Raw genomic sequence first — 14,066 nt, 5'->3', positions numbered from 1 at the left:
GTTAAAGCATTAGTTAGCAAATTTATTCTGCGCGGTGTGCTGCTTTGGCTGGTTGATTATCTAAGTCCGTCCGTACGACGATGACGTCACAAACTGCTGTCCGTGTGACGTATTCCGTTACAGACCCGATTAATAGCCGTCCAACTGCGTTTAACCCAGTAGCACCAATCATAATCAAATCGGTGTCATTACCCCGAGGAACATCTCCAATGATGATCTTCGGTGCCCCGTATTCAATGGCGTAATCAATCTTGTCAAGACCATCTGCCTTGGCATCAGCCACGTACTTGTCGAGGGTCTTCTTGGCCGTTTCTGTGACTTGTTCAACCATGCTGGTATCAAGGCTAGAAAAGTTTTGGAAAGCCCGTGTATCAACAACGTGAACGAGATGTAAATCAGCATCGTTACGTTTAGCCACAGCGACTGCTTTCTTGAAAGCTAATTCGGCTTCATAGGAACCATCGACTGGGACTAAAATGTGCTTGTATTGTTGTAACATAATATTCACCTCTCATTATTTTATACTCTTATCATACGTTATTTATCTGCAAATAAAAAGCGATATGGTAGATTGCAAATTTAATCCGAATTTTTGGACAAATTTGTCAGCATAACCTGATACGGTGTTTGCCAGTCGAGTATTTTAAGCGGTCGCTGGTTAATTTGGAGTAACGTCGTCGTTAAATCTTGAGCACTAATGTGTTCAAAACGAGTCCCTTTAGGATAAAAATAACGTAAATTCCGATTAAAGCGTTCATTACTACCACGTTCAGCTGGCGTATAAGCATGGCAGTAATAGGTCTTAATACCATATTGTGATTCAAGTGATACTAGCCCACTAAACTCAGTGCCACGGTCCACAGTAAAGCTGTGCACCGGACCATTAAAAGTGGTTAGGAACTTAGTTAGTGCTTCATTAACAGTCACTGTCGTCCGATCTTTTAACCGGTATGCCCAAAGGAACCGTGATTTTCGATCGATTAAAGTTAATAAAACTGCCTTACTATGCCCACGAGGACCAACGACTGTATCTAGTTCAAAATCGCCGATGCGATTACGTTGATTAATCATCATGGGACGCTGTTCAATTGATCGCCCCAAAGATTGATTATATTTGGATCGTTGGTCAACGTTACGCCGTTGGCGTACGCCATGTTCAGGTAGATCATTCAAGGAGAAATCAATTCTCTCCTGATTTAGCCAATTATAAATAGATTTAGTAGCTAGTTTAAATTCGTGAGCAATCATTCCTGGTGACCAGCTTAGACGTAAATGGTTGAGAATTTTTTGCTTTAACTCATCGCTCAGCTTAGTTTTCCGACCACATCGTGATCGCTTGTATTCGGCATCTGTTTGTGCTAATTCAGCCTGATAAGGTTGACATCGAGATAATTCATAAGAAATTGTTGACGGTGATCGGTTCAGCCGAACGCCCATTTGGATATTGGACAGCCCTAGTTCACAAAAGGTTTCGATTTTAATTCGTTCGGAATAGGTTATACTAGACAAAAGATCAGCTCCTAAAAGATGGGTTTGTGGTAAACACCATTTTAAAGGAAGCTGATCTTTTTTGTCCGAACAGCGTTCGGATTAATTTTACAATCTACCATATGGTAAAAAAACTGCGAGAAAGTGTAACCGATTACGCCTTAGGGAACCAGTGTAATAGAATCAATTGAATACTGATAATCGCAATAACGCCGACTAACAACATGGTTGAAATGAAGACCATGTTGTTCATGATGGTGGCGACTGCCGACAGCACACCAATCAGTAGCATAACAACACCACTGATCGTCAAGACACGACTTAATTCGTGACTACTTTCGGGATGAAAGACTAAGAAAGCACGACGTCGATGAGCATAAAAGTACCAACCAATTCCTAAAGCCAGCAGGGTATAGCAAGCCATTAAAATGGTGATGGCCATGAAGAGACCTCCTTAGTAAAAAAAATGGTAGCGTCAAGAATCTTGTGTAAATGAAATGCCTTCGTACGGTAGATTGTATAGAAATAGGGAATGCTGGATGTAAGCTGATTCCTGAGACAACTTTTAAGAGAGGGTATAATGAATAAATCGTCTCTCAAAAGGAAGGAATTTTTACATGCCAACTCGTTACGACAAAGAATTCAAACAAAACATTATCAACCTATATAAGCAAGGCGAATCAGCTGCCCAACTGGCCAGAGAATATGGCATTGGCTATTCAACCGTTCATAAGTGGATCCAGGGCCAGGCCAAAACTCAATCCGGTAAATCGCCAGACGAAATCAAAGCGATGGAAAAGCGACTGGCTTCGCTGTCTGAGGAGAACGAAATCCTAAAAAAGACCTGGGCTTCCTTGCGCAGAAGTAACCAATATCTTTGATTACATTCAACAAGAAAGCCATCACCACCAGGTAACTAAGATGTGCCGAATCCTCGGTGTTTCCAGAGCTCAGTATTATCGTTATCGATCCCCAAAGCCTTCAAAACGCCGGGCCGAAGATGAGGACTTAAAACAACGGATTCTGCGGATCTTTGCGGAATTCAAGCAGCGATACGGCGTTATGAAGATCCACCATGAATGGAATCTGGAACTTCAACCACTGCAGCGTCCGTGCAGCCCAAGACGGATTTCCCGGCTCATGAAGGAACTGGATATCCACTCCGTTACCGTCAATAAATGGAAAGCGGCTTCGGCTTCCAAAACCAAGGTTGAACAGCGTCCCAACTTGCTTAAGCAGGATTTCTCGACCACTGGTTTAAATCAAAAATGGACCGCTGATATGACCTATATTCAAACGAAGCGTAATGGCTGGTGTTACTTATCAACCATCATGGACCTACACTCACGACGGATTATCGGCTATTCGTTCTCAAAAAAGATGGATACTGATTTAGTCTTAAAGACCCTGGAAAGCGCGGCTAAAAATCGAACCATTACTGGGGACCTGATTATCCACACAGACTTAGGATCACAGTACACCAGCGATGATTACAACCAACGGTTAACAGAACTACATATCCGCCACTCTTACAGCCGTAAGGGGTGTCCATACGATAATGCACCAATGGAATCTTTTCATGCTTCCCTCAAAAAGGAATGTGTTTATCCAGTGCCGGTCTTTGAGAATTATGAAACTGCCGCTGCCGTCCTTTTTGAATATGTGCATGCTTTCTACAATAGGAAGAGAATTCATAGTTCACTGGGCTACCAGACCCCCTTACAAGTTGAAATCGCAACACTTACGAGCCAAATGGCCGCCTGATTTAATGCTTTCCATGGTTCAAATAAGTTATTAATCAGGCAAATTACAAGTTTAATCCGAACAAGCCCGGAATCTTTCAATGGCAGTCTGTTGATGATGTATTTTTAATGGTCGTTGATTAATTAGTTCAAGTGCTGCTAGGATCTCATCAGTCGTTACTTGGCTAAAATTGGTCTTTTTCGGGAAGAACCAGCGTAACCGTCTATTAAAATATTCATTGGAACCTCGCTCCCATGGTGAATATGGATGGCAAAAATAAACTTTGATCTGATAATCCTGTTCTAAGGCCTGATAATTGGCAAACTCTTTACCATGATCAACAGTAATGGATTTTACTTGGGGACCGAAGGCCCCCATAAACTTGCCAAAGGCGGTGTTTAGAGCCTTAGCCGTTCTATTAGGGGCTTTGATGGCCCATAGAAGTCGGGTCTTACGTTCTACGAATGTAACCAGACATGATCGTGACTCACTTCGACTAGAAAGCACCGTATCTACTTCCCAATGACCAAAAGCTAATCGTTGATTAACAGTTGTTGGCCGTTGTTCGATGGAAGTCCCACTTGTAAATTTCCCACGATTTTCGCTCACTCGGTGCTGGCGGACATTCCGATTGGGTAGATCAGTCAATTTGAAGGGGAGCCAGCCACGATTAAGCCAATTATAAATTGACGCAGTGCTCAAGTTATAAGCGGCCGCAATGGTTTCTGGTGACCAGGTTAATCGTAAGTGATTGGTAATTAAAGTCGCTAATGCTGCCGTCAGCATCGAACGACGACCGCAATTCCGCCTTTTGCGATCTGCATCTTGCTGAGCTAATTCTGGATCATAAGGTTTAACCCGGTCCAACTCATAGCTAATCGTAGCTTTGGCGACGCCTAAGGCGTCAGCCATTACTTGGTAAGATTTATTCCCCTCATTGACCAGTTGTGCTAGTGCGCCACGTTGAAAACGTGATAAAGTAGATGTACCCAAAGTAATCACTCCCTATATTGGTTGGAATTAGCTACTACCATTGTAAGTGATTACTTTGGGCTTTTTAATTTCTGTTCGGATTAATTATAGAATTTGCCATCACGATTAATGATTTATTTGAGCTGTGGAAGGTAAACGCGGTTCTGAATGTCTCTTAAAACCTGTCTCAAATATTGACTTCAATCCAACGCACAGTAACGCCGGTTACGCAACAAGATAAACGCATCAGTCATGAATGTGGAAAAAGTCGTGTACCCACCACACACCGGTCAAAAGTAGCAGTGACCACGCTTGCTGCAGTGCGCACATCGCCAAAAATCCCGCCAAGAAGGCACCACTAGCATTGATCACAAGCGTCGCCACCGACACCCAAGTCCACCAGTTCTTGCCTAGCTGCGTCAGCACGTATTGCATCACGGCGCCGACCCCAGCGCCTAAAGTCACTAACATCACCATGTTTGTCGCCGCCTTCCCCAGGCTTCGGCGCATAAATACCCGCTAAACGCAGCGCCTAAACCAACAAGCAGCTCAAGCAAGAAGATCCTGATCTCGTACACCGGCGATTCGCCGACGTTTTTGTAAAGGTTCGGCACCATCGTCGAAAACGTCGTAAACGCGCCGACAAAACCAGTCCCTAACGCCAAAATCAGCCAGCCCGGCAAATCTATGTACACCGCTAGGCCATAAGTGACAAACTCCAGCAAAAATCTGCCGATCAGATTCACCGCCGTGGTGCCGAGCATCGTGTCGGCATCATTAAGCCACAAGCCAATTTCCCAGCAGGCAATCCCACCGAAACAGCCGCCGATGAACATCGCTAAAATATCTTGGTATCGCAATCGCTGCATTAAACTTCCCCGTAAAACGCGGCCACCAAAATACAGGCAGTCGCGTGGTTACACTCATCAAAATTTAATATAGCGTCTAGCGTTATAGCAAAACATACAGCTGTAAGACAAGCCCGCCTTTTGCACGAAAATTTGTCGGTCTGGCTTGTGCAAAATTTCGTAAGGGAGTATGCTTTGGGTGCTAAAAGTTAATCGGCGATGACGTTCGCCACTAAAACTAATTGGTAAATCAATTTGATGACGTCTACTGCACAGATTTTGCGTGCAGTAGACGTAGACGTCATCTTTTTTTACCGGAAGGAGCACAATTATGTCAGTAGTGATTGAATCTGTGAAGGCGCGCGAGATCTTCGACTCCCGCGGCAACCCAACTGTTGAGGCCGATGTTAATCTCTCGGACGGTACGCTCGGCCGCGCGGAGGTACCATCTGGTGCATCGACCGGCGAAAAAGAAGCCGTCGAGTTGCGCGACGGCGGCGACCGGCTTCAAGGCAAAGGCGTCTCAAAGGCCGTGGCCAACGTCAATACCGAGATCAACAAGGCTTTGCACGGCACTGACCCCTTCAACCAAGCCCACATCGACCAGCTGATGATCGACTTAGACGGCACACCTAACAAGGCTCGCCTAGGGGCTAACGCGATCCTGGGTGTATCAATGGCCACTGCCCGTGCAGCAGCCAACGCCTTGCACACACCGCTGTATCGTTACCTTGGCGGCACCGACTTGGAACTGCCACAAACGTTCCACAACGTGATCAACGGTGGTGAGCACGCCGACAATGGCATCGACATTCAGGAATTCATGATTACCCCAGTCGATCGTTCCAGCTTCCGTGATGGCTTCGAGAAAATCGCCAACACCTACCACACCTTGAAGAAGGTGATCGAAGAAGCTGGCTACACCACCGGCCTCGGCGATGAAGGAGGCTTTGCCCCTGACCTCAAGAACTCCGAAGACGCCTTGCAGATGCTGCATGACGCCATCATCAAGGCAGGCTACACGCCTGGCAAGGAAATCGCCATCGCCTTTGACGCGGCGGCATCATACTTCTACAACCGCGACACCAAGAACTATGACTTTGAAGGCAAAACCTACACACCTGCCGAATTAGGAGAATACTACATTCACCTGCTGGACAAGTTCCCAGAGATCATCTCCATCGAAGATCCTTATGGGGAAGAAGACTGGGGCCACTTCGCTGACTTTACCAAGAAGTACGGCGATCGCGTGCAACTTGTCGCAGACGATCCGGTCTGCACTAACCCAGCCTTGATCAAAGACGCCATCAAACGAGGCATGGCCAACAGTATCTTGATCAAGCTTAACCAGATCGGCACGGTCACCGAAACGCTGGAAGCAATCCGCTTAGCGCGCAAGAACGGCTACACTACCATGATGTCTCACCGTTCTGGTGAAACCGGCGACACCTTTGTCGCTGACTTTACCGTCGCCACGAACACTGCGCAACTCAAGTCCGGCGCTCCAGCCCGTTCCGAGCGTGTGGAGAAATACAACCAACTGTTACGGATCGAAGAAGAACTTGGCGCTGACGGCACGCGCCTAGCCCACTTCCCAGATTCGGTCGACTTCGACTGATTAGCATTGATCCAGCGGCCGAGCACTAATATGTGCGCGGCCGTTTGTTATTTTGAAAAAAGCTGGTGTCTACTATGACCAAAAAGAATACGCTAGACGGCCTCACCCAAGCCGAAGCTGACCGGCGACTGGCCCGCGATGGCTTCAACGAAGTGGCCGAAACCCCCTTCAACTTTGCCACGGCCATTATCACCCGCCTGTGGGGGCCTAGCGCGTGGATACTCGAAGCGGCGCTGATCATTGAAATCGTGTTAGGCAAAGGCATCCAAGCCGGGTTCATCGTGCTAATGTTGCTCTTTGCCGCGGTCAATGGCGCGATTCAATCTCGCCGCGCCAACACGGTCTTACGCAGCCTATCACATGACTTATCGCCAACCGCCGCAGTCAGCCGCGATGGCAAGTGGAAACAGGTGTCAGCCAAGTACTTAGTCGTTGATGACCTCATCAGCCTACGCCAAGGGGACATTATCCCCGCTGACGGACACGCTGGAAGCCAACGAAAGCAGTATCACGGGCGAAGCCAAGGCCGTCAACCGCACCCCTGGTGATACGGCCTATGCCGGCACCGAAGCCCTCTCCGGCAACGCCTTAGCGATCGTCACCGCCACCGGTGCTAATAGCCGCAGCGGCAAAACAATCAGCCTGATCAACCAAAGCTCGGCGCCGGGCCATTTGCAGAAACTATTGGGCAAAATCATCGGCTATCTGGCAGCACTCGATGCAGTGTTGGCCGTGCTGTTGATCATCGTGGCCGTTGTCCGCCACGAAGACTTAGTTGCCATGCTACCGTTTCTTGCAATGCTGTTCATCGCGACGATCCCGATCGCCATGCCATCGAGTTTTGCCGGCAGACGGACTGACCCCGATCATCGAGATCCTAGATGCCGGCCACCACGTCTATCAACGCATGATGACCTGGACGATCACCAAACTTTCACGCACCGCAGAGTTGCCGCTGCTATTGACATTAGGTTACCTGATTCTCCACTTCATTCCGCTGACCTTAAACGCGATGATCTTGGTCGCAATTCTGAATGATTGTGTGACCCTTGTGCTCGGCACTGACCGCACAACGATCACACACCAGCCAGAAAGCTGGAATCTGGCTAAACTTAGCAAGATCGCTGGTATCCTGGCCATAGGTTGGTCAGCGGTCGGCTACGGTTGGCTAACTTGGTTACAACAGCTCGGTCTTACTACTGATCAAATCAGCACCGGCCTTTACGTCTACCTTATCTTTAGCGCGATGTTGACGATCCTGATGACCCGCACCAAAAAGCCGTTCTGGGCTAACCTGCCCAGTCGTGCCGTGTCAATAGCAATCGGCGGCAACTGCGCATTGACGCTGGTTCTGGCACTTACCGGCTGGGGGATCGCCGCACTCAGTCCAGCATTAGTTGGCTTAGCAATCGTGATCACTGTATTAACTGGCATTGTGCTGACAGTGATTCGATTTGCGGCACGCATCTAGCGAACTTTCACCAGATCCACACCACTTTTGAACCCATTGGCCAATGTGTATTGGCTGATGTTTTTTTGCTTTCCTACGATTTTAGTTACCTAATTTAACGTTTTGGTTTCACCGCCACGCTCAAATTCGGTCTGTATAAGTGTAACTAATTTTCTCAAATCTAGGGAGGCTGTATTCATGAGTAGTGAGCGTGAAGTGTCAAAAATGTTTGTCCGATATATGCAACGTGTGCTTCGCAACGAGCGAATCAACTTTTATCGAAAGCACCTAAGAGATGTTAAAGAAACGCCACTTGAGGACTGGTTATTAGAGGAAATCGTCGAACCATCCCATCTGTCCGACTTTCTTCTGATCGAAAACGAAGTTGCCAATCTCGAATCATTCATCGAAAATGAGAAGCTGTCTAAAATCTCTTAAGTAATAGTGCTAAAAACGCTAAAACGACCATTTGCAGACTGGTGGTTAATTGACGCTCACAATTTTTCCAAAGTCGCCGACAATTCTCTAGCCAACTAAAAGATCGTTCGACTACCCAACGTTGGGGCATGACTTCGAATCGATGCAACTCATTGCGCTTCGCAACCTGCACGGTTGCGTTTAAATTACTGGCTATATCGAGCTGAAAATTAACGCCTGAATAACCACCATCAACTAAGACATTTTGAACCTGGCGTAAATGCATGGCATGTAAAGCGATCATTGCACTGGCCCCGTCTCGATCAGAGACGTTCGCTCGCGTCATGTGAATGGCCTGCGGAAAGCCATTGATATCAACAGCCAGATGGCGCTTAATCCCCGAGATTTTCTTACCAGCGTCGTAACCTTTGTTTTCAGCAGTAGCGGTGTTTTTGACGCTCTGAGCGTCAACGATAATAAAGGAAGTTAAAGCTGAACGTCCTTGGTAAGTTCGCCGAGCAATGACAATTTTTTTAAAACTTGTTCCAATAAAGAATCAGCCGTAGGCTCAGCTTTAGTTGACCAAATTTTGTAATAGTTGTAAACTGACCGCCATTCTGGGAAATCACCGGGGACTTGACGCCATTGGCAACCGGTTTTCAAGACATATAGGACCGCACAGAAGACCTCGTAGAGGTCATATTTTCGAGGCTTAGTTCGCTTACGAAAATTTTCTAAAGCTGGTCGAATTAATTCAAATTGTTGCCGAGTAATATTGCTGGGATAATTTTTCATAGCTTAAACTCGCTTTTTACATAGAAGTATATCAAAAATCATAGATCTTGGACAGCTTCTAAGAAAACCGGTAAGCCACTGTCTTCATCAGTTAAGAAGTCATTAGCATGGTTCACCAAATCCTGGTTTTGTTTTTGAATTTCTGCTGGTGAAAAATGGGCTGTGGAAAAGTCCAACTTTTGAGTATCTATATTGTATCTATTAGTATCTAAGTTATTAGTATTATATAGATTGTGTCTCATTTGTGCTAGTCCGCTTGTATCAAGGGTTCCAGCCGTTTCTTGTCGAGCTTGCATTTGTGCTAGTCCGCTTGTATCAAGGGTTCCAGCCGTTTTGATTTTTTCTTGTCGAGCTTGCATTTGTGCTAGTCCGCTTGTATCAAGGGTTCCAGCCGTTTTATTAGCGAAATCCTGTTTAATATACACGTCTTTTGCTGTAACTTCCAAATCAGCAAGGTAAAGTCGATTGGGTAAATTTTTCTTTTTCTTGGGATCAAATCCTTGATTGATTTGGAATAACAGTCCTGCTTCTTCCAACTCCTTTTTTACTTTTGATATTTTTCGGTCACTCCAACCAAATAAATTTTGTAATTCATGATTGGTAAAAATAAAGTACACTCTATTTTCATCATCTATCCAATTATTTTGCAATGAGTATTCCAAACGATCACGCAAAACTACATAACCTAATTTCGCACTGTCACTTAGTTCTTTATATTTTTCGCCATATAATAATACCTGTGGTAGTTGAAAAAACTTAGTTCCATAAGCATTTTGTGATTGAATAAAATTAAATTGTGTCATAATAAAAACTCCCCTTCTTGACTGACACACGCTGTCTCAAAAGAGAGTTGCTAAAACATTTGATTTGCTTTAAAATACAAATCTGATATGCTCTAACTGAATTACAAAGTGAACATTGGTCGTGATCGGCTTTGTAGTTTCACCAGCATGTGTCTATTCTGGGTTGCCCATACGGCAACTTTTTTAATTTCTAACAACAAAAATGGACTAAGTAGTATTGGTTAGCTACTTAGTCCATTGGATTTAATTTGTTCTTAACTATCCTTCACTTGTCCCATAGGACTGGTTTGCGGTATAATTAACTTACAAATTAAGAACAATGTTCAGACGATTTTAACTTGGCGGTCTAAATCGTCTGAATCTAAGTAGCTCTCTATTAGCTACTTGCTAAACCAAAAATCCTCGATTCCTCGTGAATCGGGGATTTTTGGTTTAGTTTGATCTCTTTATTCGGTTGTTAAATTAATCTTAGTCTAGCATAGCGCTTACCTACCGGCAACCTTATTTGGTTCAGCGCACTTTGCTAGCTGTTACCTAATTACAGATTAATTAAACAAATAAATTGTGCCTTTAATTGTTTAATTAATTGTTTAATTACTAAATTGCATCTATGATTGAAGCTAAGAATTCTGAACGATTTTTAAATCCGTTTTGACGAGCAGCTTTGTCCATCTTGTTAAGCTGACTTTCGGTAATTGAAAAGGTCACGGAGCGTTTGCGTTCTACTTCTTTTCGACTAATGTTTTTCAAAAAAGCTACGGCATTGTCTTTCTTGCCATCTTTCAATGTGGTTTCGTAACTTTCGCGCATTTCTTCGTCTTTTTTTTTGTTGAATGTATCTAGACTCATAATCTAACTTCCCTTACTTAGTTTTATTAGCTAATTGTTGAAAAAGCTGGTCAGCTTGTTCAATGAATTTTTGGTTTTGTTTTAAAACGGATTCATCCTGGCTAGCTAACTCAAATATTGAGGCGTGTCTTGCAGTAGCTTTATTAAATAGTTCCCTTTCAGGGATTATAGTTGCTACCGTTTCATCATTCTCTATATGTTTTAGCAAATCACGAGACATGCTTGTATTGTGTCTGATCATATTAGCAACAAAAAAGAGTTTTGCGTCAACATAGGTTTCACCAGTTCGATAATCAAAAAGTGACTTTCTGAATTTTTCTAAGCGAGTTTCCAAGTCGAATTTAGCATTGTAGCCATGTTCACTAGGGGTGATGGGGCTAAGTAGATAATTACTTATAGCAATGGCATTTTTAGTGATGGTGCCGAAATCCGGGTGTGTATCAATTAAGATATAGTCGTAGTCAGTCAACCTTAATGAGTCGGCGTTGTTTTTAAACCACATGAACAACATCATTTCTTTGTTACTGTTGTTTTCTAGATGACTTCCTAGAACATCGAGGTCTATAAAACCGGCGATTAAATCTAAGTTAGGTGCTACCCGGTCAATCGCAACTTTTTGGGCGTTTTCTTCCTTAAACGCTTCAGCGATTGTGTTGGTTCGCCTTGTTTTTTCAAAAACAGTTGTTAAATTGCACTGATGGTCTAAGTCAATTAGTAGAACTCTTTTACCATGTTTGGCTAACCAATCACCATAATTCAAGGTCAAAGTTGTTTTACCAACCCCGCCCTTGATGGCAGTAAAAGTAATAATCTTCATTTCAATACCTCCTTCGATTAGCTAAATTATACCACTAATAAACAAATAAATAAACAATTTATCAAATAATGAAGCTTAATGTTTATTTGCTTTTAAATTCCATTTTATAAAGTTTTTGGTTGTTTGCATTCAGTAAGCCCTTAAAGCGCCTTTGTTGGGTACGCTCACTAATACCTGTTTTTCTAGCAATCATTTTGTACGTCATGCCTTGTTGACGCAGCTGATAGGCTAGTCGCATTTGTTCATCAGTGTAGGTCTGTGGCCGCCCCTCTCTAAAGTGTGGGTCGTTTCGTTTAGCATATGCTTTGCCTTCTTGTGTTCGGGTAACGATCATATCACGTTCAAACTGCGCAAACGCACTAAAAATCGTAAAGATTAATTGTCCAGTAGGGGTGTTATCAATCAAGCCCATATTGAGAATATTAACTTTAATCTCGCGGTTAAATAGGTCTTGGATTATATCAAGGGCTTCTCTGGTATTCCTAGCAAAACGGTCTAACTTGGTTAAAATCAAGGTATCGTCTGAATTAAGTTGTTGCAATAATTTGGTTAATTCTGGTCGCTCTGTAGTAGTTCCGGTAAATTTCTCTTGATATATTTTGTCTGCCCCTGCTATTTTTAGTGCCTCAAGTTGATTTTCTAATTTTTGATCGGTGGTACTTACGCGAGCATAACCGTATTTCATTTACCTGAATTATTCACCAGAAACTTTAAAATCCCCATCAAACACATGATTCAAGTGCTTGATGGGGATTTTACGTTTTCACCTTTTAAGTGCAGAAAAAGAGCCTCAGCTCTGGTATAGTTAACTCGACCAAAAGACACTATAAAGAGAAGAGGACTCTATAATGAAAACTGTACAGGAAATGGCATTTAGTTTCAATAAAAACATTCTAGCATCGCATACCGGCGGTCAATTATCTTCTGATGGTGGCCTAACCTTGTGTGTTGAACTGATGGCAAGGTTTCAGTTCACGAACTTAGCTGACAATCTATTGAAGTTCAACGACCATCGACAATACTGCCGACATAGTAATTCAAGTATCTTGATGCAGTTGGTTCTGCAGATCATTGCCGGTTATAATACATATTCTGCTGCAACCTCATTGGTTTCATAACCATTGTTTAAACTTTTATTGGACAAACCAGCCTTAGCTTCACAAGCGACGATATCCCGTTTCTGGCAACGTATCGATTCCGCAGGTGTGGACGCCTTCCAGACTTTAAATCAAGATCTTATTGATCAAGCTCGACTGCTAACTAATCAGACGACCACCATTATTGATATTGATTCAACCCATTCTGACACTTATGGCAATCAAGAAGCTACTGACTATAACGCCCATTATGGCTCGGAGGGGTATCATCCATTACTAGCTATCGATAATGATGGTAATCTCCTGAAAGCCATCCTACGGCCTGGTAATGCCTATACCAGCACAGATATAAAAGCCTTTTTAGAACCGTTATTAAAATATTATCAAGACCAATTGCCAGAAACTGATATTCTGGTTCGCGGTGATAGCGGGTTCGCCACACCAGCTGTTTATGATACCTGCGAGGCCGATGATATCTTTTACATTATCGCCTCAAACGTAATAAGCGACTACACAACTTGGCAGAAGAGTTTGTACAGATAAGCGACACAACTGAGTGGCATGAAACCGAAACTCACTATTACTCAGCAACTTATCAGGCCACTTCGTGGCCTAAACCGCGTCAAGTATACGTTAAGTCAACTCGTGTAGCTGGCGAATTGATCTTTTCACATGAATTTATTGTGACTAATCTGACAAATTTAACCGCAGAAGCAGCATTTGAACTGTATCATAAGCGTGGTCAGATGGAGAATTATATCAAGGAAGCCAAAGAGGGCTTCTTCTTTGATAAGACTGATAGTTCAACGTTTACCGCCAACGCTGCCCGTATGATGGTTAGTGTATTAGCGTACAATATTATCAATTTTATGAAGCAAATAGCCCTACCTAAAACAGAGACCGGATTTCGTGTTAGTACATTACGAATCCGTTTATTCAAAGTCGCTGCCCGCGTTGTGTTTACCGGTCGACGAATCCAGTTACGACTGAGTTCTCATCACGTTTATCATCGACTCTTTTATCAGGTATTACAGCGTATTCAGGCTATTAAATAGCCCCAAAAAATTATGTACGATCAAGGGATAAGTGCACCCAAAAATTCAAAAATGACTCACCGTTAGGTGATACCATCAAAATTTAGAGTCTCAATACATAGTAAGCAAGATCAA

General features: G+C 43.7%; 14 protein-coding genes, 3 pseudogenes and 1 riboswitch. Of the genes and pseudogenes, 6 read left to right on the top strand and 11 right to left on the bottom strand.

Features of this window, described 5'->3' with window-relative positions:
* Positions 1–22: 22 nt before the first annotated feature.
* The 3 genes from ABUE36_RS01690 to ABUE36_RS01680 form a co-directional block, all read right to left on the bottom strand.
* A complete protein-coding gene (locus tag ABUE36_RS01690; protein ID WP_421017048.1) occupies positions 23–499 on the bottom strand; it encodes a universal stress protein in 477 nt (158 codons plus the stop codon).
* A gap of 80 nt (positions 500–579) precedes the next feature.
* A complete protein-coding gene (locus ABUE36_RS01685) occupies positions 580–1,509 on the bottom strand; it encodes an IS30-like element ISLpl1 family transposase (protein ID WP_421016461.1) in 930 nt (309 codons plus the stop codon).
* A 133-nt stretch (positions 1,510–1,642) separates the two neighbouring features.
* Entirely contained in the window at positions 1,643–1,930 is a 288-nt protein-coding gene (locus ABUE36_RS01680; RefSeq protein ID WP_011668133.1) for a hypothetical protein, read from the bottom strand.
* Positions 1,931–2,105: 175 nt separating this feature from the next.
* Between ABUE36_RS01680 and ABUE36_RS01675 the strand changes: the two genes are divergently transcribed.
* Positions 2,106–2,369 (top strand): IS3 family transposase, encoded by a 264-nt coding sequence (locus ABUE36_RS01675; RefSeq protein ID WP_056986488.1) that lies wholly within the window; start codon positions 2,106–2,108, stop codon positions 2,367–2,369.
* A gap of 40 nt (positions 2,370–2,409) precedes the next feature.
* A complete protein-coding gene (locus tag ABUE36_RS01670; RefSeq protein WP_068226455.1) occupies positions 2,410–3,252 on the top strand; it encodes an IS3 family transposase in 843 nt (280 codons plus the stop codon).
* 51 nt (positions 3,253–3,303) lie between these two features.
* On the opposite strand, the gene ABUE36_RS01665 is transcribed toward ABUE36_RS01670, so the two are convergent.
* The 3 genes from ABUE36_RS01665 to ABUE36_RS01655 form a co-directional block, all read right to left on the bottom strand.
* Entirely contained in the window at positions 3,304–4,224 is a 921-nt protein-coding gene (locus tag ABUE36_RS01665) for an IS30-like element ISLsa1 family transposase (protein WP_011373852.1), read from the bottom strand.
* A 225-nt stretch (positions 4,225–4,449) separates the two neighbouring features.
* Complete coding sequence (locus ABUE36_RS01660) at positions 4,450–4,680, bottom strand: CrcB family protein (RefSeq protein ID WP_065868917.1); 231 nt, start codon at positions 4,678–4,680, stop codon at positions 4,450–4,452.
* Positions 4,674–5,072, bottom strand: coding sequence for a fluoride efflux transporter FluC (locus ABUE36_RS01655; protein ID WP_054712831.1), 399 nt, complete (start codon positions 5,070–5,072; stop codon positions 4,674–4,676). Before ABUE36_RS01655 ends, ABUE36_RS01660 begins: the two co-directional genes overlap by 7 nt.
* 185 nt (positions 5,073–5,257) lie before the next feature.
* Positions 5,258–5,326: riboswitch (Fluoride riboswitch) on the top strand.
* A 56-nt stretch (positions 5,327–5,382) separates the two neighbouring features.
* Here ABUE36_RS01655 and eno point away from each other — a divergent pair.
* From eno to ABUE36_RS01640, 3 genes and pseudogenes are all read left to right on the top strand, one after another.
* Positions 5,383–6,669: a phosphopyruvate hydratase gene (gene eno, locus ABUE36_RS01650; protein WP_065868916.1), complete on the top strand. Its 1,287-nt coding sequence runs from the start codon at positions 5,383–5,385 to the stop codon at positions 6,667–6,669.
* A gap of 74 nt (positions 6,670–6,743) precedes the next feature.
* Positions 6,744–8,140 (top strand): annotated as a pseudogene (locus ABUE36_RS01645) (HAD-IC family P-type ATPase).
* A gap of 177 nt (positions 8,141–8,317) precedes the next feature.
* Positions 8,318–8,557, top strand: coding sequence for a hypothetical protein (locus ABUE36_RS01640; RefSeq protein ID WP_057878792.1), 240 nt, complete (start codon positions 8,318–8,320; stop codon positions 8,555–8,557).
* Here ABUE36_RS01640 and ABUE36_RS01635 read toward each other — a convergent pair.
* The 5 genes and pseudogenes from ABUE36_RS01635 to ABUE36_RS01615 form a co-directional block, all read right to left on the bottom strand.
* Positions 8,544–9,331, bottom strand: a protein-coding gene (locus ABUE36_RS01635; protein ID WP_134787804.1) for an IS5 family transposase whose coding sequence is annotated in 2 segments (ribosomal slippage) — positions 8,544–9,073 and positions 9,073–9,331 — 789 coding nt in all. Because the reading frame shifts where the segments join, the coding sequence is not laid out codon by codon here. The two genes, ABUE36_RS01640 and ABUE36_RS01635, sit on opposite strands and share 14 nt — an antisense overlap.
* A gap of 56 nt (positions 9,332–9,387) precedes the next feature.
* Positions 9,388–10,134: pseudogene (locus ABUE36_RS01630) on the bottom strand (replication initiator protein A); the annotation flags it as partial.
* Positions 10,135–10,731: 597 nt separating this feature from the next.
* Entirely contained in the window at positions 10,732–10,983 is a 252-nt protein-coding gene (locus ABUE36_RS01625; RefSeq protein WP_014216317.1) for a ribbon-helix-helix domain-containing protein, read from the bottom strand.
* A 13-nt stretch (positions 10,984–10,996) separates the two neighbouring features.
* A complete protein-coding gene (locus ABUE36_RS01620) occupies positions 10,997–11,800 on the bottom strand; it encodes a ParA family protein (RefSeq protein ID WP_014216316.1) in 804 nt (267 codons plus the stop codon).
* Between the two features lie 82 nt (positions 11,801–11,882).
* On the bottom strand, positions 11,883–12,485 hold the full coding sequence (locus ABUE36_RS01615; RefSeq protein ID WP_421017047.1) for a recombinase family protein: 603 nt from the start codon (positions 12,483–12,485) through the stop codon (positions 11,883–11,885).
* 163 nt (positions 12,486–12,648) lie between these two features.
* Between ABUE36_RS01615 and ABUE36_RS01610 the strand changes: the two are divergent.
* Positions 12,649–13,952 (top strand): annotated as a pseudogene (locus tag ABUE36_RS01610) (IS1380 family transposase).
* Positions 13,953–14,066 lie beyond the last annotated feature (114 nt).

It is taken from the genome of Furfurilactobacillus cerevisiae (assembly GCF_048961765.1).
Taxonomy (GTDB): Bacteria; Bacillota; Bacilli; order Lactobacillales; family Lactobacillaceae; genus Furfurilactobacillus; species Furfurilactobacillus milii_A.
This window is presented reverse-complemented; position numbering and strand designations above follow the sequence as displayed.

Bases quoted from the DNA above. Each gene is read 5' to 3' on its own strand.
- ABUE36_RS01690 (WP_421017048.1), bottom strand. From the start codon at position 499: ATGTTACAACAATACAAGCACATTTTAGTCCCAGTCGATGGTTCCTAT.
- ABUE36_RS01680 (WP_011668133.1), bottom strand. From the start codon at position 1,930: ATGGCCATCACCATTTTAATGGCTTGCTATACCCTGCTGGCTTTAGGA.
- ABUE36_RS01675 (WP_056986488.1), top strand. From the start codon at position 2,106: ATGCCAACTCGTTACGACAAAGAATTCAAACAAAACATTATCAACCTA.
- ABUE36_RS01670 (WP_068226455.1), top strand. From the start codon at position 2,410: ATGTGCCGAATCCTCGGTGTTTCCAGAGCTCAGTATTATCGTTATCGA.
- ABUE36_RS01660 (WP_065868917.1), bottom strand. From the start codon at position 4,680: ATGGTGATGTTAGTGACTTTAGGCGCTGGGGTCGGCGCCGTGATGCAA.
- ABUE36_RS01655 (WP_054712831.1), bottom strand. From the start codon at position 5,072: ATGCAGCGATTGCGATACCAAGATATTTTAGCGATGTTCATCGGCGGC.
- eno (WP_065868916.1), top strand. From the start codon at position 5,383: ATGTCAGTAGTGATTGAATCTGTGAAGGCGCGCGAGATCTTCGACTCC.
- ABUE36_RS01640 (WP_057878792.1), top strand. From the start codon at position 8,318: ATGAGTAGTGAGCGTGAAGTGTCAAAAATGTTTGTCCGATATATGCAA.
- ABUE36_RS01625 (WP_014216317.1), bottom strand. From the start codon at position 10,983: ATGAGTCTAGATACATTCAACAAAAAAAAAGACGAAGAAATGCGCGAA.
- ABUE36_RS01620 (WP_014216316.1), bottom strand. From the start codon at position 11,800: ATGAAGATTATTACTTTTACTGCCATCAAGGGCGGGGTTGGTAAAACA.
- ABUE36_RS01615 (WP_421017047.1), bottom strand. From the start codon at position 12,485: ATGAAATACGGTTATGCTCGCGTAAGTACCACCGATCAAAAATTAGAA.